Below are 21513 nucleotides of genomic sequence, written 5' to 3' on the forward strand. Positions count from 1 at the left end.
GAACCTTCTCATGTCGCCTTCATCGTTATGACAATGTCTGTCAGATGTTACTCAAATACAACTGAATACAAGAAAACAGCGGCGTGATTTCTTGCATTCTTGGTTGGGGCCGAACGAAGTGAGCCAGACAGCTCGGCAGAAGGCTTTCTCCCCGCAAAGGAAGAAACGCAATCAGAGCCATCTGGTCTCTCGGATGTTGCTGTGGTAGCAGGAAGCGAGCTCTTGCTCCTCAGCGCCCCGCCCCAGCCCCCGCAGGCACCTTGCCGACGCCCAGAGCGCGCAGTTCCTGCAGCAGGGTCTGCAGCACCTGTTTGGCGTCGCCGAACACCATCGAGGTCTGGGGGAGTTCGAACAGGTCGTTGCGGATGCCGGCGTAGCCGGAGCCCAGGCTGCGCTTCACCACGAACACCGAGCGGGCCTGGTCCACCTCCAGCACGGGCATGCCGTAAAGCGGACTGCCGGGATCGCTTTTGGCGCGGGGGTTCACCACGTCGTTAGCGCCCAGCACGATCACCACATCGGTGCGGGGGAACTCCGGGTTGATCGCATCCATCTCGATCAACTGGTCGTAGGGCACATCGGCCTCAGCCAGCAGCACATTCATGTGGCCCGGCATGCGGCCGGCCACCGGGTGGATCGCATAGCTCACCGCAATGCCCTGCTGCTCCAGCAGCTTGGCCAGCTCCTTGAGGCTGTGCTGCGCCTGGGCCACCGCCAGGCCATAGCCCGGCACGAACACCACCCGCTCGGCCGCTTCCAGCGTGAGGGCACATTCCTCGGCGCTGCAGGAGGTGACGTTCTTGTACCCCTCATCCTTGGCACCATCGGAGCCGGCCGCCGGCGCTGCCCCCATGGCACCGCCGAACAGCACCGAGGTGAGCGAGCGGTTCATCGCCGTGCACATCACCTGGGTGAGGATCAGGCCCGCCGCCCCCACCATGGCGCCCGCCACAATCAGCAGCTCGCTGCCCACCACGAAGCCAGCCGCCGCTGCCGCCACACCGGAATAGGAGTTGAGCAGTGAGATCACCACCGGCATGTCGGCGCCGCCGACCGGCAGGGTGAGGCCCACGCCCAGCAGCAGCGACAGCACGGTGAGCGGAATCAGCGCCACCGCCATGCCTTTGAGCACCAGGCCGCAGCACACCAGCGAGGCCACCGCCAGGGTGATGTTGATCGCGTGGCGCTGGGGTTTCTGGGTCCAGCCGGGGGTGCCCAGCCATTCCTGCAGCTTGCCCATCGCCACCAGCGACCCGCTGAAGGTGATGGCACCCACCAGCACCGACGCCAGCACCGACACCTGACCCAGCAGGTCGAGCGGCGTGGGCAGTTGGGCGGCACCGATCGCCACCAGCAACGACGACAGACCACCGCAGCCGTTGAACAGCGCCACGGTTTCGGGCATGGCGGTCATCGCCACCTTGAAGGCGAGCAGGGCGCCGAGGCCACCGCCCACCCCCAGACCCAGCAGCATCCACGGCCAGCCGTCAAAGCCCTGTTGCAGCAGCAGACCGGCCACCGCCAGCAGCAGGGCCAGGGCCGCCAGGCCATTGGCCGCCCGGGCCGTGCGGATCTTGGCCAGGCCCTTGAGGCCGAGGGCCAGCAGCATCACAGCCCCGAGTTCGAGCGTCAGTTCTCCCATCAGTTCGCTCCCTTGCGTTTGAACATGGCCAGCATCCGGTCGGTCACGAGAAAGCCCCCGACCACGTTGAACAGGGCAAAGCCCAGCGCAGTGGCCCCCAGCAGGCGCAGCGCCGGTGTGGGCGCCTCGGCGATCAGCACCAGGGCCGCCAGCAGGGTGATGCCGCTGATGGCGTTGGCGCCGGACATCAACGGGGTGTGCAGGGTGGGGGGCACCTTGCCGATCAGTTCCAGCCCGAGCAGGCTGCCGAGCACCAGCACCCAGAGCGCTTCGGTGCCGCTGAGAACGCCGCTCATGCCGCCACCTCCACCAGCGCAGGCCAGAGGTCGGGGCGGCGGCAGGCGCCGGCGTGGGTGATCAGGCAGGGGTCCAACAGGGGGTCCTCCGGGGAAATGGTGAGCAGGTCGTCGACGAGCAGCTGCTCCAGCAGCGCCGACACATTGCGCGCATACAGGGCACTGGCGTGCTGCGGCACCGAGGCCGGCAGCTGGCCGGCACCGATCACCCGCACCCCGCCGATCTCGACGGTGGTGTCGGCCTGGCTGCCGGCCACATTGCCGCCCTGACCCACCGCCAGATCCACCACCACCGATCCGGGCCGCATCACGGCCAGCATCTGTTCGGTGATCAGCAGCGGTGCCGGCCGGCCCGGCACCAGCGCCGTGGTGATCACGGCATCGGCTTCGGCCAGGTGCACGGCCAGCTGCTGGCGCTGCGCTTCGAGGAAGGCCAGGCCGGCCTCGCGGGCATAGCCGCCGGCCTCGCCGGGGGCATCGCGTTCAGGCGGATCGATGAAGCGGGCACCGAGCGATTCCACCTGCTCCTTGGCGGCCGGCCGCACATCGCTCACCTTCACCACGGCGCCGAGGCGGCGGGCCGTGGCCACCGCCTGCAGACCAGCCACGCCGGCGCCGAGCACCACCACCTTGGCGGGCTGCACCGTGCCGGCGGCGGTCATCAGCATCGGGAAGAAACGATCGAGCTCGGCCGCTGCCAGCAGCACCGCCTTGTAGCCGGCGATGTTGGCCTGCGACGAGAGGGCATCCATCGTCTGGGCGCGGCTGATGCGGGGCAGCAGCTCCAGCGCCAGCGCCGACACGCCCTGGTGGGAGAGGCGCTCGATCAGGGGGCGGTTCTGGTAGGGCTCCAGCAGGCCCATCAGCAGGCTGCCGGAGCGCAGACGCTCCACATGGCCGGGGCCGCCCTCGGCTTCCAGCCGCGGTGGCGCCACCGTGAGCACCACATCGGCGCTCTCCCAGCCTTCAGCGGCTCCGGCGGGCAGGACCTCCGCGCCGCTGGCCGCAAAGCTGTCGTCGCCGTACCCCGCCTGCTGGCCGGCCCCACTCTCGATCGCCACCGCGCAGCCCTTGTCCGCAAGGCGGCGGGCCGTTTCCGGCGTCGCGGCCACCCGTCGTTCGCTGGGGCTCCGCTCCGCCGGGATCCAAACCCTGATCACGCTCCACTCCCTCCACACGGGTTTCCATGTAAAGAGCAGGAGGCCCATCAGGAGCCAGCCGGGCCCGGCCGTGTGTTCATGCCACCACATGCGTTCATGCCGCTGCCGGCAAGCGCACACACCACGGCAATCCGTAGCCGCCCGCACATCCGCGCCGCGATCGGCTCCCTAAATCCAGTGGGTCATCCACGTCGACCTCACCATGGCCACCTACGCGATCACGATCGAGGGCGGCAAGACCTTCGACTGCCCCGACGATCAGTACATCCTTGATGCCGCCGAAGAGCAGGGCATCGACCTGCCGTACTCCTGCCGTGCCGGTGCCTGCAGCACCTGTGCCGGCAAGATCCTGGCCGGCAGCGTGGATCAATCCGATCAGAGCTTTCTCGACGACGACCAGATCGCCCAGGGTTTCGCCCTGCTCTGCGTCAGCTACCCGATGAGCGACTGCACCGTGCTGCCGGGCGTGGAAGACGAGCTCTGAACCCGGAGCTGCGCGCGGCTCGTATCGCTCAGGCCCCCACCACCGCGCGGTAGGTGGGGTGCCAGCGGGCCTGCTCCAGGCAGACGAGCGCTTGCTCGGCCGTGCTGGCGTGGCGGGCCACGCCGGCTTCGACCGCCGCCAGGGCCACCGCTTCCGCCACTGCTGTTGAAACCACCGCCACCTCGGTGAGATCCGGCATCAGCGGCGCCTCCGGATCACTCCAGGCAGGAATGCGCCGCGCCAGTGCCTCCAGGCCCGCATCGATCATCGCTTCGCTCACCTCGCTGGCCCCCACCGCCACGCTGGCGAAACCCAGGCCGGGGAACAGGAAGCAGTTGTTGCACTGACCGATGCGGCGCAGCCGCCCCCCCACCTCCACCGGCGCAAACGGACTGCCGGTGGCTACCAGAGCACGGCCCTCACTCCAGCGCAGCAGATCGGCGGGTTGGGCCTCTGCCAGCCGGGTGGGATTCGACAGCGGCAGGATGATCGGCCGCGCCACCGCGGCGGCCATGCGTTCCACCACCTGCTGAGTGAAGGCCCCCGCCACCGTGGAGGTGCCGATCAGCACGGTGGGGCAGACGCGCTCCACCACTTCCAGCAGGCCGATCGTGCCGGCGGCGTCGCGGCGGAAGGCCTCCAGCTCCGCCAGCGGGCGCGCCAAGGCTCGGGCCATCTCCGGGATCTGCTCCGGCAGCTGACCCGTGTGCACCAGCCCGTGGCGATCGATCAACCACAGGCGTTGGCGCGCCTCTGTGGCGGAAAGGCCGCTGCGCTGCAGCAGCCGCACCAGGCCGTCGGCGATGCCGCACCCCGCTGTGCCGGCGCCGAACACCACGATGCGATGCTCCGCAAGCGGCACTCCGGCCCCCTGGGAAGCCGCCCTCACCACAGCGCAGGCCACGCCTCGGGTGCCCTGGATGTCGTCGTTGAAGCTGGGCAGCTGCTGCCGGTAACGGGCCAGGTTGCGGTGGGCATTGCCCACGCCGAAATCCTCCCAATGCAGCAAGGCCCCCGGAAACACCTCGGTGACGGCCTGCACGAAGCGGGCGATCAGGGCGTCGTAGGCGGCACCGGCCAGGCGCGGCTGGTGGCTGCCGGGATAGAGGGGATCGTCGAGCAGCTCGGGCCGATCGGTGCCCACATCAAGCACCACCGGCAACGCCCGGTGCGGATCCAGACCGGCGCAGAGGGTGTACACCGCCAGCTTGCCCTGGCAGATTTCGATGCCGCCCACCCCCTGGTCGCCGATGCCGAGGATGCCCTGCGCATCGGTGACGAGGATCAGATCGATCGGCCCGCTGGCCGCCTGCCGCAGCACCGCCGCGAAGCGGTCCTGATCGGCCGCCGCCAGAAACACGCCGCCGGCGGGGCTGCGGTAATCGAGGCTGAAGCGCTGGATCGCCGTTCCCACCGTGGGGGTGTACACGATCGGCAGCACCGCTTCGACGTGATCGGCCAGGAAGCGGTGGAACAGGATGCTGTTGGTCTGGCGCAGGCCGTGGGCGAAGCGGAACTTCTCCATGTCGCTGGCCAGGCTGCAGAAGGCCTTCCACACCCGGGCCACCTGGATGTCGAGCGTTTCCACGGCAAAGGGGAGCAGCCCCTCCAGGCCCAGCTGGAGCCGCTCCGCCCGGCTGAAGGCCGTGCCCTTGTTGAACTGCGGATCGGCGAGCAGCTGGCGCCCGCGCAGGCTGGTGGTCAGGGGCGCAGGGGTGGGCAAGGACGAAGCGCTCAACGGCCCCTCAGCAGCCGGGATGCCGGAGCGTACGCCAGTCGCCACAGCCGGTGCTGACCTCCAGGCCGATCCCGACCGGACCACCGGCAAGGCCGCCCCGCTGCTCCTGCCACCAGCCACAGGCCGCCTCCCAGGCCGCCTCCATCGAGTCGTAGGCCTCATCGAGCACGGGGTGAGGCTGTCCCTGGGGATCGACGAGCCGGTAGATCCGCTGGACAGGTGCTCCGGGCAGGACAGGAACCATCACGACAGGGTTCAGTGTGCAGGATCCTGCGCGGGATCGGGGACGCTGACTGTGCCCACGCGAACCCTCCGGGCGGGGTGTGGCGCAGCCTGAGGCCGGCTCAGGCCTGTCGCCGGGCATCGGCGCGCTGCCAGAGAGCCAGGCCGCCGCCCTTGCCCCGTGCCGCCAGCCACGACCCCCCGGGATCCGCCGCGATCAGGGCAAAGAACGGCAGGCCCGCCACCGGCAGGCTGCTGAAGGGAGCGGCGGCGGGCAGCGGGCGATCCACCAGTGTGCGTTCGCCCAGCCGCAGCTGCAGACGCAGGAAGCGGAACAGCAGCAGGGGGCGCCGGCCCTGCAGCCGGGCCTCGCCGCAGAACCGCAGCTCCAGCATCCCCAGCCGCACGCTGTTGATGATCTCCAGAGGGTCCGCCTCAGAGGCGGCAGACGCGGCTGCATCGGTTGACTCTGCTGGCGCGCTCAGGCTGAGCGAGGCGCCAAGCCCGCGCAGCAGGGTGCTGGACAAGTCTGCAGGGGTGGAGCGGCCCCGCGGCCAGGTGCGCTGCAGGATCCACGTGCCGCGCAGCGCCGCTGGGCTCAGGCCGCTGCCATTGCGGCGGCTCGCGCACTCCAGCGCCAGCAGTTGCGGACCATCGGGCAGGGAATCGGACATCGGCGGGGGGTGAGGTGGGACAACGGCTGGCGGGTGGGGATGGCCGTTCGTGAAGCCGGGTATGGATCGCTGGACGGGGACTGGCACCGTTTTTAGGGTTGATGTGGAGGGTGCCTCACCGGCCTCCCCCACCGCCAACCCACGAGGATTTCCATGCGCACCCATGACCTCGAGAACCATGACAACCTCTACGCCGATGAGGTGGCCATGCAGGCGGGCGAAACCCACGCCGATGCTCTCAACCATGCCCTGCTGGCCACCGGCGCGATCCTGCTGATGGTGGCCGCCCTGGGTGTGGTGTTGATCATCAGCTGAGCCAAACTCACAGCTCAGCAGGCAGGGCTGAGGGATGCTGCCGCTGTGCTGGGTGGTGGCAGGCGTTCAACCGGGGTGACTCGGTAGTGAATGCTGCACTGATTGCACCTGCGCATCGACTAAACACCAATGATGCAGCCGAGGTGAGCCGATGTCCAAGGACAAACTGAAAGAAGAGAAAGTCAAGAAGGACAAGAAACACAAATCCGGCAAGAATGGCCACAAGAAGAGCCACGGCAAAGCGCTCTCCTACCCGCTCGGCTCAGGCGATTCCTACGGTCCTTCGCCGATCCTTGACGACTTTTCCGACCAGTCCGAAGGACGTTTAACCAGACTCGACAAGAAGCTCTACGAGAAAGAGCTGGCTCGCCTGCAGGTGGAGCTGGTGAAGATGCAGTACTGGATCAAGTCAGTGGGCTACAGGCTCGTGCTGCTCTTCGAAGGCCGTGATGCGGCCGGCAAGGGTGGAACGATCAAGCGCATCACCGAGCCGCTCAACCCACGCGGCTGCAATGTGGTGGCCCTGGGCACCCCTTCCGACCAGCAGAAAACGCAGTGGTATTTCCAGCGCTATGTGGAGAATTTCCCCTCCGCTGGTGAGATCGTGCTGTTTGATCGCAGTTGGTACAACCGGGCCGGCGTGGAAAAGGTGATGGGCTTCTGCACACCCCAGCAGGTGGATGAATTCATGCTCTCCTGCCCGGAATTCGAGCGGATGCTGGTGCGCAGCGGCATCATCCTGATCAAATACTGGTTCTCCGTGAGCGATGAAGAACAGGAGGCCCGTTTCCTCTCCCGTCTGGAAGATCCTGCCCGGCGCTGGAAGCTGAGTCCGATGGATCTGGAGTCGCGCGATCGGTGGGTGGAGTTCTCCAAGGCGAAAGACGAGATGTTCGCCCACACCAACATTCCTGAAGCCCCCTGGTTCACGGTGGAGGCTAACGACAAACGCCGTGCCCGCCTCAACTGCATCCGGCACTTGCTCAGCAAGGTGCCCTACGAAGACATGACACCGGCCCCGTTTGAATTGCCGCCCCGCAAGAGCGGCAGCGATTACCAGCGTCCGCCGATGAACGAGCAATTCTTTGTGCCCAATGCTTATCCCTAAGCACGGGTGAGGCTCAGATCATGCTGCGGGGAGCCGGGGATGGGAACAACTGCTGAAAGGCCAGCTTGCGCTCGCTGAGCGGCTCCATGGCCCGGTCCCAGAGAGTTTCGAAGTAGAAGAAGGCCACCCCGAGCTGGCGTTCCCGCACCGCATTCACCTGGGCCTGAATCAGCTCCATCGGGACCAGGCGCTGGCGCTGACCCGTCATGATCGCCACCGCCGTGGGAATCCTGGTGCGCGATTCCAGCAGCGCCGCTTCGGCCAGCAGGGGCAGGAAGGAATCAAGATCCGGGCGATAGAGCTGCACGATCAGCTCATCCACCAGGCCACGCCGGATCCAACCGAGCCAATCCTGGAGCTGCAATTTGTAGGCGAAGTCGTAGTAGTTCGGCGACACAGACACCACCGCTGAGGGCTTGGCCGCATGCACAGTGTCATGCACTCGTTGCATGAAGTCGCTGATCTTGTCAGCGCGCCACTTCAACCAGGCCGGATCGCGCGGGTTGGTAGGAGGAGCCTTCCTGGTGTCCTTCCGATACAACGCCGTGGTGACGTCGTCATAGCCGAAATCACTCGGCAGGCTCATGTGATCGTCGAACTGGATGCCGTCGCCGTCGTATTGGCTGATGATTTCCTGCACCAGCTCAAGAATGAACGCCTGCACGTCAGGATGCAGCGGGTTCAGCCACACCACCTCACCGGCGGCGCTGATCGAGGTCAGGCCGCCGTCCTGTTTGCGGGTGAGCCATTGCGGATGCAGGCGGGCCAGCTCGGAGCCGGGCGGGGCCATGAAGCCGAATTCGAACCAGGGGATCACCAGCAGGCCTTTGGCATGGCCCGCCTGGATCAGCTCGGCGAGAACGTCCTGCCCCTGCAGGCCACGGAACGTGAACGACTGAATGCCGCGGCGCTGGGTGGACGCACTGGCGTAATAGGCGATGCCGCTGTTCCACACCACCGGATAGATGGTGTTGAAGTTCAGCCGTGCCAGCTGCTCCACTGCCAGCTGCATCCGGTCGCGGTCGCGCAGCACCGGCATGTCGTTGCCGGTCATCCAGACGCCGCGGATCTCGGCGCGGTTGAGGCTGAGCGGCTGCGGCTGCGCCACGGGAACCGAGGAAGTCGCCGGAGGCGCCACAGTCCCCGGAGTCGCAGAGGCGGGCGGTGGCGGTGGTGGTGGCGGAAACGACGCCATGGCGAACCCTGGCAGCACCGTGGCAGCGACGGCCACGAGCACGAGAACCAGGCGCCGCAGCCAGCGGTGTCTGAAGAAGGGCATCGGTGGGGGCTGGGTACGGGCTGAGGGAGCGGATCGGCGATCCCGGCCTCCCGCTCGGGAGCGCGAATTGTGCCGCCTTGTTGCGGCACTGTCATGGCCAACACAAAGGCAAACGCGACCGGATTCTCCGGCCGATCTCGACGTGCTGGCGCCGACCGCCCTGACACCCTGCCGGCAACGGCTGCCGTGACACCATGCCGGCACCGTCCCGACCCGAGCCCGTGCCTCCAGACACCATGCGGGCGATCGTGCAGCGCCGCTACGGCCCGCCTGAGGTGCTGCGCCTGGAGCAGGTGCCCAGGCCCGTTCCGGCCGACGATCAGGTGCTGGTGCGGGTTCGGGCCAGCGCCGTGCATGCCGGCGACTGGCATCTGATGCGGGGTGACCCCTTCATCAGCCGACTGATCTATGGCGGGCTGCGCACGCCCTCGATTCCCACCATCGGCACCGACATCGCCGGTGAAGTGGCGGCGGTGGGCGCTGCAGTGACAGGGCTGCAGGTGGGGGAGGCGGTGTTCGGCGATCTGTCGGAGGCGGGCTTCGGTGGCTTTGCGGACTACGTCTGCGCCCCCGCCACGGCCCTGGCGCCCATGCCCGCCGGCAGCAGCTTCGCGGAAGCGGCGGTGCTGCCGGTGTCGGCACTCACCGCCCTGCAGGCGCTGCGGGACGCGGGCCAGCTGAAGCCGGGACAGCACGTGCTGATCCACGGCGCCTCCGGGGGCGTGGGGTCGTATGCCGTGCAGATCGCCAAGGCCTACGGCGCCGAAGTGACCGGCCTCTGCCGGGCGCAGAACCAGGCGATGGTGCTGGCCCTGGGCGCCGACCACGTGAGCGATCTCGGGCCCGCCGATCTGCGCCGCCAGACCCAGCGTTTCGATCTGATCGTGGACATGGCGGCCTTTCTGCCGATCCGTTCCTGGCTGCCCCTGCTCACTCCCGCCGGCACCTACGTGCTGGTGGGGGGCGACTTCAGCCGGCTGCTGCGCGCCCTGCTGCTCGGCCCCCTGTTCTCCAGGCTGCGCCGCCGCCAGGTGGTGGCGGTGATGCAGCAGCCGAAGCGGGCGGATCTGCTGGTGCTGAAGGAGCTGGTGGAAGCCGGGCAGCTCAGGCCCTGGATCGATGGGCGCTACCCGCTCGACAAGCTGCCGGACGCCGTGCGCCGTCTCGAAGCCCGGCAGGTGAAGGGGAAGCTGGCGATCGAGATCTGACGGGCACCCCAAGGCGGCGCCCACCGGGCTGAACAGCAGCGACAGCAGACCACCTGGATGGGCACTGCCGGCGCAACGGCGCTCTGGATCAGGAGCGCGGCGCCGGCTCCAGGCGGATCAGCTGGCCATCGCCCGCAGCATCGGTGAGCACGTAGAGGAAACCATCCGGCCCCTGGCGCACATCGCGCACCCGCGCGCCGATGTCGATGCGGTGCTGGCCGCGCACCCGGCCGGCGGCATCGAGCGTGAGGCGATGCACCGCCTGCGACACCAGGCCACCGGCAAACAGCTGGCCGCGCCAGGCCGGCATCCGCTCGCCGTCATACACCACCAGCCCCGAGGGGGCGATCGCCGGGGTCCACACCAGCTCCGCATCCACGAAACGCGGCGATCCGGTGGCGGCGGAGATCGCCGGGCCGAAGTATTCGCGGCTGTGGGTCACAACCGGCCAGCCGAAGTTCGCCCCAGCCCTGGGGCTATTGAGCTCGTCGCCACCCTGGGCGCCATGCTCGGTAGCCCACACCCGCCCGCGGCCGCGGTCGTAGGCGAGGCCCTGGATGTTGCGGTGGCCCAGGCTCCACAGCCCTGGCAGGGCGCCGGGATCGCCGGCGAAAGCGGCGACGCGCACCGGCCGGCCCGTGTCGGTGAGGTGCAGGATCTTGCCGAGGGCGCTGGCGCGGTTCTGGGCCTGCACACGGATCAGGGCCCCATCGAGCTGCACGGGTGGATTGCCGCCGTCGCCGATCGCCAGCAGCAGGGTGCCATCGGGCAGCCACAGCAGCCGGGAACCGAAGTGCTGGCCGCCCGCCTTGCGCTGGGGCACCTCGAAGATCACCTGCAGATCCTGCAGCGCGCGTCCGTCGAAGCGGGCCCGGGCCAGGCGGGTGTGGTTCGCCGCTTCCGTGCCGGCGGCATAGGTGAGATACACCAGTCCGTTGTCGGCGAAGCGGGGATGCACCGCCACATCCAGCAACCCACCCTGGCCCCGCGCCAGCACCGCCGGCACCCCGGTGATCGGGGTGGGATCGAGGCGGCCGTTGCGCACCAGCCGCAGCCGGCCGGGTCGCTCCGTGATCAACAGCTCACCGCTCGGCAGCCACGCCACCGACCAGGGGTGCTCCAGCCCCCCCACCACCGGCACCTGGCGCACCGCCTCACGCGGCGCCTCGGGGCTGACCACCAAGGGCGGGCGGGTGCCACTCGTTGCATCCGCTGGCGGGGCACCACTGGGGGCGGCATCAATGGCGAGCGAGCCCGGCAGCGGGCCGCTCAGCGGCCGGGCCTGACAGGCCGTCACCAGGGGCAGGGCGAGCAACAGGGCCACACGCGCGGGCCCAGCGAGGCAGCCGGGGAACCTGATCACGGGCCACAACCAGAGCAGGGGCCACGATGCTGGCCCAGAATCACAGGCGATGCGCTGCCCTGGCCGCCTCGCCCATGTCCCCATGGCTTTCCGGCCGGTTGATCGCTGCCAGTGGCCTTGCGCTGGTGGTGTTCCTGCTGGCCCATCTGGCCAGCGTGGCCCAGCTGGTGCTCGATCCGGCCGCTTTTGAGGCGCTGGCGGCCTGGCTCCATGCCAGCCCCTGGTTGCCGGCGGCGGAACTGGGGCTGGCCCTCGCGGCCCTCACCCACGTGGCGCTGAGCCTGCAGCGGGTGCTCCAATCTGCCCGCGCCCGCGGCGAGGCCGGCTATGCCCAGCTGCGCAGCCGTCGCCCCGACAGCCTTGCCGCCTTTGCTTCCCGCACCGCGCCGCTCAGCGGCAGCGTGCTGCTGCTGTTTCTGGTGGTGCATCTGCGCCAGTTGCGCTGGCAGCGGCCGCCGGCCGGCCTGGAGGCGCAGGCGGTGGCCCTGGCGCTGAGCTCTCGCTGGGCTCTCGCCCTTTACCTGGCGGCGGCCGTGGCCCTGGCCCTGCATCTGCTGCATGGCAGCGAGAGCGCCCACCGCAGCCTGGGCCTGCTGGAGGCCGCCAACGCCGCGGGCCTGCGCAGGGGCAGCTGGCTGCTGGCTGTGCTGGTGGGCGGTGGCTTTGCCCTGGTGGCGGGCCTGGCCGCCGGTGCAGCAGGTGGCCTGGTGGCGGGGGCTGCTGGGGGCCTGGGAAGCCTGATGGCCCTGTTGGGCCTGCAGCCATGAAGCTCGATCCCCAGCTGCCCAGCGGGCCGATCCATGACGCCTGGACGCAGCGGCGCCGCGAGCTGCCGCTGATCAGCCCGATCAACAAGCGGCGCTTCAAGGTGCTGGTGGTGGGCAGCGGGCTAGCGGGGGCCTCCGCCGCCGCCACGCTGGCGGAGCAGGGCTTCCGCGTGACCCTGCTCACCTATCACGACAGCCCGCGGCGGGCCCATTCGGTGGCGGCGCAGGGGGGCATCAACGCCGCCCGCAACTATCAGAACGACGGCGACAGCGTCGAGCGGCTGTTCCTCGACACGGTGAAGGGGGGCGACTTCCGTGCCCGCGAAGCCGGCTGCCACCGCCTGGCCGAAATCAGCGGGGCGATCATCGACCAGTGCGTGGCCCAGGGGGTGCCCTTCGCGCGGGAGTACGGCGGCACCCTGGCCAACCGCAGCTTCGGCGGCGCCCTGGTGAGCCGCACCTTCTACGCCCGTGGCCAGACCGGCCAGCAGCTGCTGTACGGCGCCGTGCAGGCCCTGCTGCGCCAGGTGGACGCCGGCCGGGTGGAGCTGCTCACCCAACGGGACGTGCTGGATCTGATCACGGTGGAGGGGGTGGCGCGCGGGGTGGTGTGCCGGGTGCAGGCCAGCGGCCGCCTTGAGGCCCACACCGCCCATGCGGTGCTGCTGGCCAGCGGCGGTTACAGCAACGTGTTCCACCGCTCCACCAACGCGGTGAAATCCAATGCGAGCGCCATCTGGCGGGCGCACCGGCGCGGTGCCGCCTTCGCCAACCCCTGCTTCACCCAGATCCATCCCACCTGCATCCCCAGCGGCGATCCAGGCCAGAGCAAGCTCACGCTGATGAGCGAAAGCCTGCGCAACGACGGCCGCGTGTGGTTGCCGGCCCAGGCCGGCGATGCGCGACCACCGCACGCCATCCCCGAAGCCGAGCGGGATTACTTCCTGGAACGCCAATACCCCACCTACGGCAACATGGCGCCCCGTGATGTGGCTTCGCGCCGGGCCAGGGAACGCTGCCTGGAGGGCCACGGGGTGGGCCCCGGCGGCCGCTCGGTCTATCTCGATTTCAGCGACACGATCCGTCGGGAGGGACGCGCTGCGATCGAAAGCCGCTACGGCAATCTCTTCGCCATGTATGAACGCATCACCGGCAGCGATCCCTATGCCGAACCGATGCGCATCTACCCGGCGCCGCACTACACGATGGGGGGGCTCTGGGTCGACTACAACCTGATGAGCACCATCCCCGGACTGTTCGTGCTGGGTGAGGCCAACTTCTCTGAACACGGCGCCAACCGGCTGGGCGCCAGCGCCCTGATGCAGGGCCTCGCCGATGGCCTGTTCATCGCCCCGGCCACGGTGAGTGGCTGGCTGGCGGGCCACCTGCACACCGAGGTGAGCGCCGATCATCCGGCCTGCCGCGACAGCATCGCCGCGGTGCAGGCCCGCATCGACGGCCTCGGCAGCACGAGCGGCGGCCACAGCTGCGACAGCCTGCACCGGCAGCTGGGGGACACCATGATCGGCGCCTGCGGCATCAGCCGCCATGCCGACGGCCTGCGCGCCGCCATGGCGGAGGTGCGGGAGCTGGAGCTGGCCTTCGCCCAGGAGCTGCGTCTGCCGGAACCGCGTGCGGGGCGCAATCCCGAGCTGGAGAAGGCGCTGCGGCTGGAGGACTTCCTGCAGCTGGCCGGCCTGATGCTGCGCGATGCGCTGGCGCGGGAGGAATCCTGCGGCGCCCACTTCCGCGAGGAGCACCAGAGCGCCGATGGCGAAGCGCTCCGCAACGACGACAACTTCTGCCACATCGCCGCCTGGCAGTGGACCGGGGAGGGGCAGGAGCCGACCCGCCACTGCGAACCGCTCCACTACAGGCACGCCACGCCCAGCCGGCGCAACTACCGATGAGCAGCGCTTCCCTCCGGCTCACGCTGCGGATCTGGCGTCAGGAGAGCCCGCGGCAGCCCGGCGCCTTCGTGAGCTACCCGCTGGAGGAACTCAGCCCCGATCTCTCGCTGCTGGAGGCGCTCGATCGCCTCAACGAACAGTTGCTGATGGCAGGTGAGCGGCCGGTGAGCTTCGATCACGATTGCCGCGAAGGCATCTGCGGCGCCTGCGGCTTCATGGTGAACGGTCAGGCCCACGGCCCCCAGCGCGCCACCAGCGTCTGCCAGCTCTACCTGCGCCACTTCCGCGACGGCAACAAGCTCACGCTTGAACCCTGGCGCGCCCGGGCCTTTCCCCTGCAGCAGGACCTCAGCGTCGACCGCTCCGCCTTCGACCGGGTGCTCGCGGCCGGCGGCTACGTGTCGGTGAACACGGGCAGCGCTCCGGCGGCCAATGCGCTGCTGGTGGGCCGCGAGCAGGCGGAGCAGGCCTTCGCCGCCGCCAGCTGCATCGGCTGCGGTGCCTGCGTGGCCGCCTGCCCCAACGCCTCCGCCAGCCTGTTCGTGGCCGCCAAGCTGGGCCATCTGGCCCTGCTGCCCCAGGGGCAACCGGAGCGGCAGCGGCGCTCCGCCGCCCTGCAGTCCGCCATGGCGGCCGAGGGCTTCGGCAGCTGCAGCAACCAGCTGGAGTGCGCCGCTGTGTGCCCGAAGGAGATCTCCGCCGACTGGATCAGCCGCATGAACCGCTCCGGCTGACCGACTGAGCCACTCACTGACTGAGCCACTCCCTGAGTCACCGACTCACCGACCGCCATTGCGGCTGCGGAAAGGCTGCCAGATCCGCGCACACTGCCATGCTGACCGCAGAACGATGAACTTCTTCGTCAAACTCACCGATGCGATGGCGAGCCGCCAGTCGCTGCTGATCACCGGTTTGGATCCCAACCCGGAGATGCTGCAGACCTGGACCCGCCATCACCCCTCCAGCGGCTCGTTCCTGGCTCAGGCACGGCGCTGGATCAAGGCGGTGATCGACGCCACCGGTGATCATGTCTGCGCCTACAAGCCGAGCCTCGGCTTTTACCAGGCGCTCGGGCCGATCGGCATCGAGTTGCTGCACGAAGTGCGCGAGCTGGTGCCGCGCGACATGCCACTGATCCTGGATGCCAAGCACGGCGATCTGAACACCTCCTCGGCCCTGGCCCAGTACGTGTTCCGCGAGCTGGGGGCTGATGCCCTCACCCTCTCGCCCCTGGCCGGCCAGGACATCGTCGCCCCGTTCCTGCTCTACCCCGACCGGGCCGTGGTGATCACCTGCCACAGCTCCAACCCCGGCGCCCGGGTGTTTCAGCACCACCCCGACGAAGACCGGCCGTTGTACACAACGGTGGTGCGCGAAAGCCAGTTGTGGGCCACCGCCGAGCAACTGCTGCTGGAGGTGGGCACCAGTGATCCAGCGGTGCTGGCACGGGTGCGCAGCGCGGCTCCGGAACGCTTCCTGATCCTGCGCAGCCTCTGGGAGCAGGAGGAGCGGCTGGAAGCTCTGCTGCAGGCGGGCCTCAATGCCTCCGGCGACGGCCTGCTGCTGCCCCTGCCTCAGCACCTGCTGGTGGAGAAGGGGATGGCGGCCGGCACCAGCGCCCTGCGCATCCAGATCGAAACCATGCGGCACCGCTGGCTCAGCAACGTGGCCGACCGCTGCGACCTGTGGCTGCCGGCGCCAGAGACGGGGGCTGCCGCTGCTGTCCTCGGCGGGAGTGCCGGAGCTGTCCTTGAGGGCGATGGGGAGGAGGGAGATGGTGAAGACGTTGACGGGGAGGCGGGTGCAGCGAAGCAGGGGGCTGCCCTCGGTGCTGGCGCTGGCAAGGGCGGTGGGGGCTCGCTCAACGCCGCCGCGCGCAGCTCAGGTGGGCGTGGCGCCGGGCGCAACGCAGACGCCGTCGGCACCGGGAGCGACGGTGCGAAGCGTGAGGGGGCGGGGCGCACCAGCCGTGTCAGCAGCGTCGATCCGCTCGATGAGCTGATCGTGGAACTGTTCGACGTGGGCTGCCTGCTGTTCGGTGAGTACGTGCAGGCTTCCGGCGCCGTCTTCAATTACTACATCGATCTGCGCCAGATCATTTCCGACCCCAACCTTTTCCACCGGGTGCTGCATGCCTATGCCGGCCAGCTGGAAGGGCTGCGCTTCGATCGGATCGCCGGCATTCCCTACGGATCACTGCCCACCGCCACCGGCCTGTCGCTGAAGCTGCACCTGCCGCTGATCTATCCCCGCAAGGAAGTGAAGGCCCATGGAGCGCGGCGGTTGATCGAGGGCGACTTCAACGAGGGCGAAACCGTGGTGGTGGTCGACGACATCCTGATCACCGGCGGCAGCGTGCTGGAGGGCATCGCCAAGCTGGAGACCTCCGGCCTCGTCGTGCATGACGTGGTGGTGTTCATCGACCATGGTGGTCAGGCCCGCCAACGCCTGGCGGACGCGGGCTACCGCACCCATGCGGTGCTGACGATCCCGCGCATCACCAACGTGCTGATGGCCGCCGGCCGGCTCAACAGCGACCAGGCCAGCCTGCTGGGCGGCGGTGCCGCGCATTCCAATGGCTGAGCTCCGATTCTCAGCTGGCCACTTCTCAAGGGAATCAGCCAGCGGTGACACCAGAGGCCAGGGTGGATCCCATTGCGGAGCCGGTGGATATTGACCCCCCACGAGCAGAAGTGGACAGGACCAACGCCAAGGCACCGGGATGATGCGATGAGGGTTCTGGCAGCCAAGAGTTCTGCACGATTCTCAGAGGCCAGAACCAGCAGGCCTTCAGGGTTTTAGTCAAGCGCTTGAAGCATGCGGGGAATGATGCAGAACTCTCCCAGGGAGTCAGGGGCATTCCATGCAGTCAGCACCCTCTATGGGTGACGGGGACACCGGAAACCGTTCCAGGCTTAATGGGAATCAGCAGCGTCTATGGAAGGCAGCTGCTTCTTTGATCGTCAACAACCTCCTGGCCAGCGAAGGAACGACTCAGTCGGAGAGCAGTGCGGCATCTTCAGACTTGTGATTGATTGTGGTGTCCAGATTGGCAAGACAGGTTGCTGAGCCAAATACGAGGAGTTGATCTCCCACCTGAACGATTGCGTTGCCATTGGGGAAGCGCAGATTCTTTCCCTTTCTGCGGATGGCCTGAACAATGACGCCGAATTGCTGTTGAACCTCCAGTTGAGCCAAGCTTTTGCCTGCCAGTGCACTTCTTTCCTTGATACGGATCCAAACGGAGGAGTCATCCGCTTGCGGAAGGTTGGACACTGACCCAGAGGCAAGCTTCTTGAAGGCAGCCAGCTCATCTGCCTCGCCCACCAACAAGTAGGTGTCGCCCTCCTCGAACAACGTATCGGCCTCTGGATAGTCGATGTGTGCGCCATTGGCTCGGGTCACTGCCATCAGGATGACGCCCGTTAACGATCTAAGCTGTGATTCGGCAATGGATTTACCAAGCAAAGCGGATTGCGGCGGAAGAGGATAGAGCTTGGTTGTCATCGTCCTCGTTGCATCCTTAATTTCCTTGAGAATCTGATCTTTAGATTGCTGAGGCCTCAAGGTGGAATAATGAGAATCTCGAATCTGCTGAATGTTTTGCTGAATAGCCAGTGAGGGGATACCCAAGGTGGAGAACAGATGGGTTGAGAGTTCCAGGCTGGCCTCAAACTCCGGCTGTACGACTTCTCTTGCACCCATTTGGTAAAGAGGCTCAATCTCGCCCTCAGTGCTTGCACGTACCACCAGATCCAATTCAGGATTGAGCACGAGGGATCGTTTCAGACACAGCCGAATGCTCATGGGGTCGGGCAAGGCAATCGCCATTCCTTTGGCCTGGGTTACTCCTGCCTTTTCAAGGACGAGCGCACTTGCTGCGTTGCCAAAAATGTATGGAATCCTTGCTTCTCTCAGTTTCTGCACATACTGCTCGGACTGCTCGATGACCATGACGGGATAGTCGCGCTCAAGCAACAGCTTCACAATGTTGCTGCCAACTCTTCCGTAGCCACAGACCACAATATGGTTGCGCAGAGACGCAACCTCCGAGGAGGCTTCCATCGCACCATCGGCTTTTGCAAACCAGGAAAATGCCTCAGCTCTCTCCAAAAGCGCAGGCAGCCACTGAAGAACGAAAGGCGTAACAATCAACGTGACCGCAGTTGTGCCCAGAATCAACGAATAGACATTCTCTGAGATCAAGCCAAATTTGCTGCCTTGCCCTGCCAGCACAAACGAGAATTCACCAATCTGAGCCAATCCCAGCCCTGAAATGATAGCTGTCTTCAGCGGGTACTTAAAGAAGAACACCAAGGGTGCAGTGATCAACGACTTGCCGATTAGAACAAGGGCGACCAAGCCCAGAATGAGCGGCAGATTATTCCAGAGGAAAACTGGATCGATCAATATACCAATGGCGGCAAAGAATGCCGCTGCGCAGATATCCCGGATTGGCTCTACGTAATCAAGAGTCTGATCAGAATATTCAACCTCTGAGATCATCAGACCAGCAACAAAGGCACCCATTTCGGTTGAGAGTCCAATTTTCCCAGTGAGCAGTGCAATGCAAAGGCAAAGTGTGACGACACCAAGCAGGAAGAGTTCATGGCTTTCCGTCTTTGCCAGGAGTTGCAAGTAAGGAGGGATGAGCCACCTGCCCACCACATAGGCACCCAGGGCGAACAGGGCAAGCTTCAGGACAGCGAAACCAATCGCATAACCGAGTTCTTCTATCGGGCTATTGAGAGCTGGCAGGATCGCAAGCATCAAGCCAAGGGCCAGATCCTGGACAATCAAGATCCCAAGCATGACCTGTCCATGGGCCGTAGCCATTTCATCCTGTTCTGCCAAAGCTTTGATGACGACGGCAGTGGACGAGAGCGAAACCAACTCGCCAAGGAAGATGCCCTGCGGAACAGTGGTGACCCAGCCCACAGTCACTGCCACCAGGGCCGTCAGAGAAATGGTTAGGAGCAGCTGCAAGCTACCACCACCCAACGCAATCTTTTTGACCTTATTGAGCTCTGCAAGGGAGAACTCAACGCCGATTGTGAAAAGCAGGAACGTGACGCCTAATTCGGCAATGGTTTCAACTTCTTCGTAGTTCCCAATCAATCCAAGCTCAAACGGGCCAACAATCACACCCGCAAGCAAATAGCCCAGGATCACTGGTTGCTTCAGCAGGGATGCCAGCAAGCCGCCAAACGCAGCAGCCGCAAAGATGATGATCAGTTCTGTCATTGGTGGTGGGAAGGCGTTCTCGGTCTAAGCACGTGATGGCGTCGCTACAACGACTCTCGGTGAGGCCTTTCCACTCCCATGCCGTGAAGGATTTCACTTCCTACGAAGAGAGGTGTCTCTGCGCGAAGGGAAACGCCTCGGCGATTCAGTCCGACCGTCCTTTCCAGTCAGCTGGCTGGGGGCATCCAGCGGGAGCGATCAGGACATGCTTAGGAGGGTGATTTGGCCTTGGATAGGAGCGTGATAGGGGCGTGCACAGGAAGTGATTGGGTCATCCTCAAAAGAGTGATTGGGTCACCCATAGGAGAGGGGTTGAGCCCCGTACAGAAGGGTCATCGGGCCATGCGTGAGAGTGTGCTTGGGGCACCAGACAGCAGAGTGATGAGTGTAACCGTGGGCATCTGTCTGCATCGATACGTTGGTTCAACAAGCACCAAGCCGCAACCTCAGGCCCGCCTGATCATTTCCCCACGCACAGTCTTCTGACCAGCTCCGTGCCATTGCAATGGCAGGAACGTTGGTCATCGTGCCGGTTGTTGATTCACCGCTGATGACCAGCTGCCTAGAGAAACCTGTGAGCCGGCCCAGTCGGGTCAGTGAACGTATGGGCTCCCGGCGGCCGCGGACAGCAGACCCCAAAGCCCCCCTGCAGCGGAGCTGAGGTCTGGACCCGCTCTTGTGCAGTTCACCTGGCCATAGAACAGGCTGAGAGTTCCGTTGACACCCGCTGGCCTCAAAAGGAAGAGGGCGATCACCTGATGCAGGGGTGGGATCAAGGTCCTCACGCTGTGAATGGTCGTCGGCGTTTGCTTCGATCTTCTGCCTCAGTGCCTCTCCACAGGGAGGAAGCAAGCCGAGGAAGCCGGCGCCGAACGATGGGCGTGGCAGAGTTCGCCGCCGCGTGATGTCCCCTCAGTCGACCAGGCGCCAGGGCAGAGTCTGGCCGGCGTGGAACGGCACCAGTACCTCCACACCGCCGTTGCCATCGGCCAGCTCCAGGCGCCGTGGCACCGGCACCGGCTCGCGGCGCAGTTCCACGGTCTGCTCGTGGGGCGGCAGGCCGTAGAAGCGGGGGCCGTAGAGCGACGCAAAGGCTTCGAGCCGGTGCAGTGCCCCCTCCTGCTCGAACACCTGCGCGTAGCTCTCCAGCGCATGGGGCGCATTGAAGATGCCGGCGCAGCCGCAGGCCGCTTCCTTGGCGGAGCGGCGATGGGGGGCGGAATCGGTGCCGAGGAAGAAGCAGGGGTTGCCGGAGACGGCGGCACGGCGGAGGGCCAGGCGGTGCCGTTCCCGCTTGATCACCGGCAGGCAGTAGAAGTCGGGCCAGATCCCACCGCTGAACATTGCGTTGCGGTTGAGCTGCAGGTGGTGGGGGGTGATCGTGGCGCACAGGCGTGGGCTGTCGCCACCCGCCTGGCTCTCCACGAAGGCCACCGCTTCGCTGGTGGTGATGTGCTCGAGCACCACCCGCATGCGGGGATAGCGCTCCAGCAGCGGCTTCAGGTGCCGCTCGATGAACACCGCTTCGCGATCGAAGATGTCGATCTCCGCGTCGGTGACCTCACCGTGCAGGAGCAGCGGCATGCCGATGCGCTCCAGCGTGTCGAACACGGGCGTGAGCCTGGCGATGTCGGTCACGCCGTGGGCCGAATTGGTGGTGGCGTTGGCCGGATAGAGCTTCACGGCCGTGAAGATGCCGGCCGCATGGCCCCGCTCCAGTTCCGCCGGATCGATCGTGTCGGTGAGGTAGGCGGTCATCAGCGGCTGGAAGCGGCTGCCGGGCGGCAGGGCGGCCAGGATCCGCTGGCGGTAGGCCTCGGCCATCGCCGCCGTGGTGATCGGCGGGCTCAGGTTGGGCATCACGATCGCCCGCCCGAACGCCCGCGCCGTGGCAGCCACCACCGCGTTGAGCAGGGGGCCGTCGCGCAGATGCACGTGCCAGTCATCCGGGCGACGCATCACCAGGGCAGGGGAGGCCGGGTCCGGCGCGGCTGAGGAAACGGACATCAAACGGCGACCCAGGCCCGGACCTGAACGCCATCATCGCCTTCGTCTGAGGGGATGGAGAGCGGTCGTGCAACGTGTGGGCGTTGTGACCGGCAC

18 protein-coding genes are annotated in these 21513 nt (G+C 66.6%); 8 read left to right on the top strand and 10 right to left on the bottom strand.

What is annotated here, in order from left to right:
• Positions 1-229 precede the first annotated feature (229 nt).
• Genes CJZ80_RS03670 through CJZ80_RS03680 form a run of 3 tightly spaced genes read right to left on the bottom strand, consistent with a single transcriptional unit; the run spans position 230 to position 3098 of the window.
• The gene (locus CJZ80_RS03670) at positions 230-1642 is read right to left on the bottom strand and encodes an NAD(P)(+) transhydrogenase (Re/Si-specific) subunit beta (protein ID WP_094510702.1); all 1413 of its coding nucleotides are present in this window, start codon (positions 1640-1642) and stop codon (positions 230-232) included.
• A complete protein-coding gene (locus CJZ80_RS03675) occupies positions 1642-1938 on the bottom strand; it encodes an NAD(P) transhydrogenase subunit alpha (protein WP_094510703.1) in 297 nt (98 codons plus the stop codon). Before CJZ80_RS03675 ends, CJZ80_RS03670 begins: the two co-directional genes overlap by 1 nt.
• Entirely contained in the window at positions 1935-3098 is a 1164-nt protein-coding gene (locus CJZ80_RS03680; RefSeq protein ID WP_233132774.1) for an NAD(P) transhydrogenase subunit alpha, read from the bottom strand. The genes CJZ80_RS03675 and CJZ80_RS03680 overlap by 4 nt, the downstream gene beginning before the upstream one ends.
• A 202-nt stretch (positions 3099-3300) precedes the next feature.
• Between CJZ80_RS03680 and CJZ80_RS03685 the strand changes: the two genes are divergently transcribed.
• Complete coding sequence (locus CJZ80_RS03685) at positions 3301-3582, top strand: 2Fe-2S iron-sulfur cluster-binding protein (protein ID WP_094510704.1); 282 nt, start codon at positions 3301-3303, stop codon at positions 3580-3582.
• A gap of 28 nt (positions 3583-3610) precedes the next feature.
• Here the strand turns inward: CJZ80_RS03685 and CJZ80_RS03690 are convergent, their stop codons facing one another.
• The 3 genes from CJZ80_RS03690 to CJZ80_RS03700 form a co-directional block, all read right to left on the bottom strand.
• Entirely contained in the window at positions 3611-5320 is a 1710-nt protein-coding gene (locus tag CJZ80_RS03690) for an NAD-dependent malic enzyme (protein WP_094510705.1), read from the bottom strand.
• A 7-nt stretch (positions 5321-5327) separates the two neighbouring features.
• Positions 5328-5564 carry a hypothetical protein gene (locus CJZ80_RS03695; RefSeq protein WP_094510706.1) on the bottom strand — a complete coding sequence of 79 codons (237 nt, stop codon included), beginning with the start codon at positions 5562-5564 and terminating at the stop codon, positions 5328-5330.
• Positions 5565-5664: 100 nt separating this feature from the next.
• Entirely contained in the window at positions 5665-6216 is a 552-nt protein-coding gene (locus tag CJZ80_RS03700) for a hypothetical protein (protein ID WP_094510707.1), read from the bottom strand.
• Positions 6217-6369: 153 nt separating this feature from the next.
• Between CJZ80_RS03700 and CJZ80_RS15420 the strand changes: the two genes are divergently transcribed.
• Entirely contained in the window at positions 6370-6531 is a 162-nt protein-coding gene (locus CJZ80_RS15420) for a hypothetical protein (RefSeq protein ID WP_198948223.1), read from the top strand.
• Positions 6532-6682: 151 nt separating this feature from the next.
• Entirely contained in the window at positions 6683-7639 is a 957-nt protein-coding gene (ppk2, locus tag CJZ80_RS03705; RefSeq protein WP_094510708.1) for a polyphosphate kinase 2, read from the top strand.
• A gap of 13 nt (positions 7640-7652) precedes the next feature.
• On the opposite strand, the gene CJZ80_RS03710 is transcribed toward ppk2, so the two are convergent.
• Positions 7653-8918: a glycoside hydrolase family 10 protein gene (locus CJZ80_RS03710; protein ID WP_233132775.1), complete on the bottom strand. Its 1266-nt coding sequence runs from the start codon at positions 8916-8918 to the stop codon at positions 7653-7655.
• A gap of 221 nt (positions 8919-9139) precedes the next feature.
• Here CJZ80_RS03710 and CJZ80_RS03715 point away from each other — a divergent pair, with 221 nt between their 5' ends.
• A complete protein-coding gene (locus CJZ80_RS03715) occupies positions 9140-10126 on the top strand; it encodes an NAD(P)-dependent alcohol dehydrogenase (RefSeq protein WP_233132776.1) in 987 nt (328 codons plus the stop codon).
• Positions 10127-10214: 88 nt separating this feature from the next.
• Here CJZ80_RS03715 and CJZ80_RS03720 read toward each other — a convergent pair whose 3' ends face one another.
• A complete protein-coding gene (locus CJZ80_RS03720) occupies positions 10215-11450 on the bottom strand; it encodes a PQQ-dependent sugar dehydrogenase (RefSeq protein ID WP_369802986.1) in 1236 nt (411 codons plus the stop codon).
• A 113-nt stretch (positions 11451-11563) separates the two neighbouring features.
• Between CJZ80_RS03720 and CJZ80_RS03725 the strand changes: the two genes are divergently transcribed.
• The 4 genes from CJZ80_RS03725 (at position 11564) to pyrF (ending at position 16749) form a co-directional block, all read left to right on the top strand.
• Positions 11564-12256 (top strand): hypothetical protein, encoded by a 693-nt coding sequence (locus tag CJZ80_RS03725; RefSeq protein WP_094510797.1) that lies wholly within the window; start codon positions 11564-11566, stop codon positions 12254-12256.
• Positions 12253-14166 carry a fumarate reductase/succinate dehydrogenase flavoprotein subunit gene (locus CJZ80_RS03730; protein ID WP_094510710.1) on the top strand — a complete coding sequence of 638 codons (1914 nt, stop codon included), beginning with the start codon at positions 12253-12255 and terminating at the stop codon, positions 14164-14166. Before CJZ80_RS03725 ends, CJZ80_RS03730 begins: the two co-directional genes overlap by 4 nt.
• Complete coding sequence (locus CJZ80_RS03735) at positions 14163-14900, top strand: succinate dehydrogenase/fumarate reductase iron-sulfur subunit (RefSeq protein ID WP_094510711.1); 738 nt, start codon at positions 14163-14165, stop codon at positions 14898-14900. The genes CJZ80_RS03730 and CJZ80_RS03735 overlap by 4 nt, the downstream gene beginning before the upstream one ends.
• Positions 14901-15015: 115 nt before the next feature.
• A complete protein-coding gene (gene pyrF / locus CJZ80_RS15590; protein ID WP_233132777.1) occupies positions 15016-16749 on the top strand; it encodes an orotidine-5'-phosphate decarboxylase in 1734 nt (577 codons plus the stop codon).
• A gap of 411 nt (positions 16750-17160) precedes the next feature.
• On the opposite strand, the gene CJZ80_RS03750 is transcribed toward pyrF, so the two are convergent.
• Together CJZ80_RS03750 and pyrC are read right to left on the bottom strand one after the other, a co-directional pair.
• On the bottom strand, positions 17161-19410 hold the full coding sequence (locus CJZ80_RS03750) for a cation:proton antiporter (protein WP_094510712.1): 2250 nt from the start codon (positions 19408-19410) through the stop codon (positions 17161-17163).
• A 912-nt stretch (positions 19411-20322) separates the two neighbouring features.
• On the bottom strand, positions 20323-21417 hold the full coding sequence (pyrC, locus tag CJZ80_RS03755) for a dihydroorotase (RefSeq protein WP_094510713.1): 1095 nt from the start codon (positions 21415-21417) through the stop codon (positions 20323-20325).
• Positions 21418-21513 lie beyond the last annotated feature (96 nt).

Origin of the sequence: Synechococcus sp. MW101C3 (assembly GCF_002252635.1) — a bacterium.
In the GTDB taxonomy this organism is placed as follows: Bacteria; Cyanobacteriota; Cyanobacteriia; order PCC-6307; family Cyanobiaceae; genus MW101C3.

Coding starts and splice junctions, on each gene's coding strand:
- CJZ80_RS03670 (WP_094510702.1), bottom strand. CDS start 1,642: ATGGGAGAACTGACGCTCGAACTCGGGGCTGTGATGCTGCTGGCCCTC.
- CJZ80_RS03675 (WP_094510703.1), bottom strand. CDS start 1,938: ATGAGCGGCGTTCTCAGCGGCACCGAAGCGCTCTGGGTGCTGGTGCTC.
- CJZ80_RS03685 (WP_094510704.1), top strand. CDS start 3,301: ATGGCCACCTACGCGATCACGATCGAGGGCGGCAAGACCTTCGACTGC.
- CJZ80_RS03695 (WP_094510706.1), bottom strand. CDS start 5,564: ATGGTTCCTGTCCTGCCCGGAGCACCTGTCCAGCGGATCTACCGGCTC.
- CJZ80_RS03700 (WP_094510707.1), bottom strand. CDS start 6,216: ATGTCCGATTCCCTGCCCGATGGTCCGCAACTGCTGGCGCTGGAGTGC.
- CJZ80_RS15420 (WP_198948223.1), top strand. CDS start 6,370: ATGCGCACCCATGACCTCGAGAACCATGACAACCTCTACGCCGATGAG.
- ppk2 (WP_094510708.1), top strand. CDS start 6,683: ATGTCCAAGGACAAACTGAAAGAAGAGAAAGTCAAGAAGGACAAGAAA.
- CJZ80_RS03710 (WP_233132775.1), bottom strand. CDS start 8,918: ATGCCCTTCTTCAGACACCGCTGGCTGCGGCGCCTGGTTCTCGTGCTC.
- CJZ80_RS03725 (WP_094510797.1), top strand. CDS start 11,564: ATGTCCCCATGGCTTTCCGGCCGGTTGATCGCTGCCAGTGGCCTTGCG.
- CJZ80_RS03730 (WP_094510710.1), top strand. CDS start 12,253: ATGAAGCTCGATCCCCAGCTGCCCAGCGGGCCGATCCATGACGCCTGG.
- CJZ80_RS03735 (WP_094510711.1), top strand. CDS start 14,163: ATGAGCAGCGCTTCCCTCCGGCTCACGCTGCGGATCTGGCGTCAGGAG.
- pyrF (WP_233132777.1), top strand. CDS start 15,016: ATGAACTTCTTCGTCAAACTCACCGATGCGATGGCGAGCCGCCAGTCG.
- CJZ80_RS03750 (WP_094510712.1), bottom strand. CDS start 19,410: ATGACAGAACTGATCATCATCTTTGCGGCTGCTGCGTTTGGCGGCTTG.
- pyrC (WP_094510713.1), bottom strand. CDS start 21,417: ATGTCCGTTTCCTCAGCCGCGCCGGACCCGGCCTCCCCTGCCCTGGTG.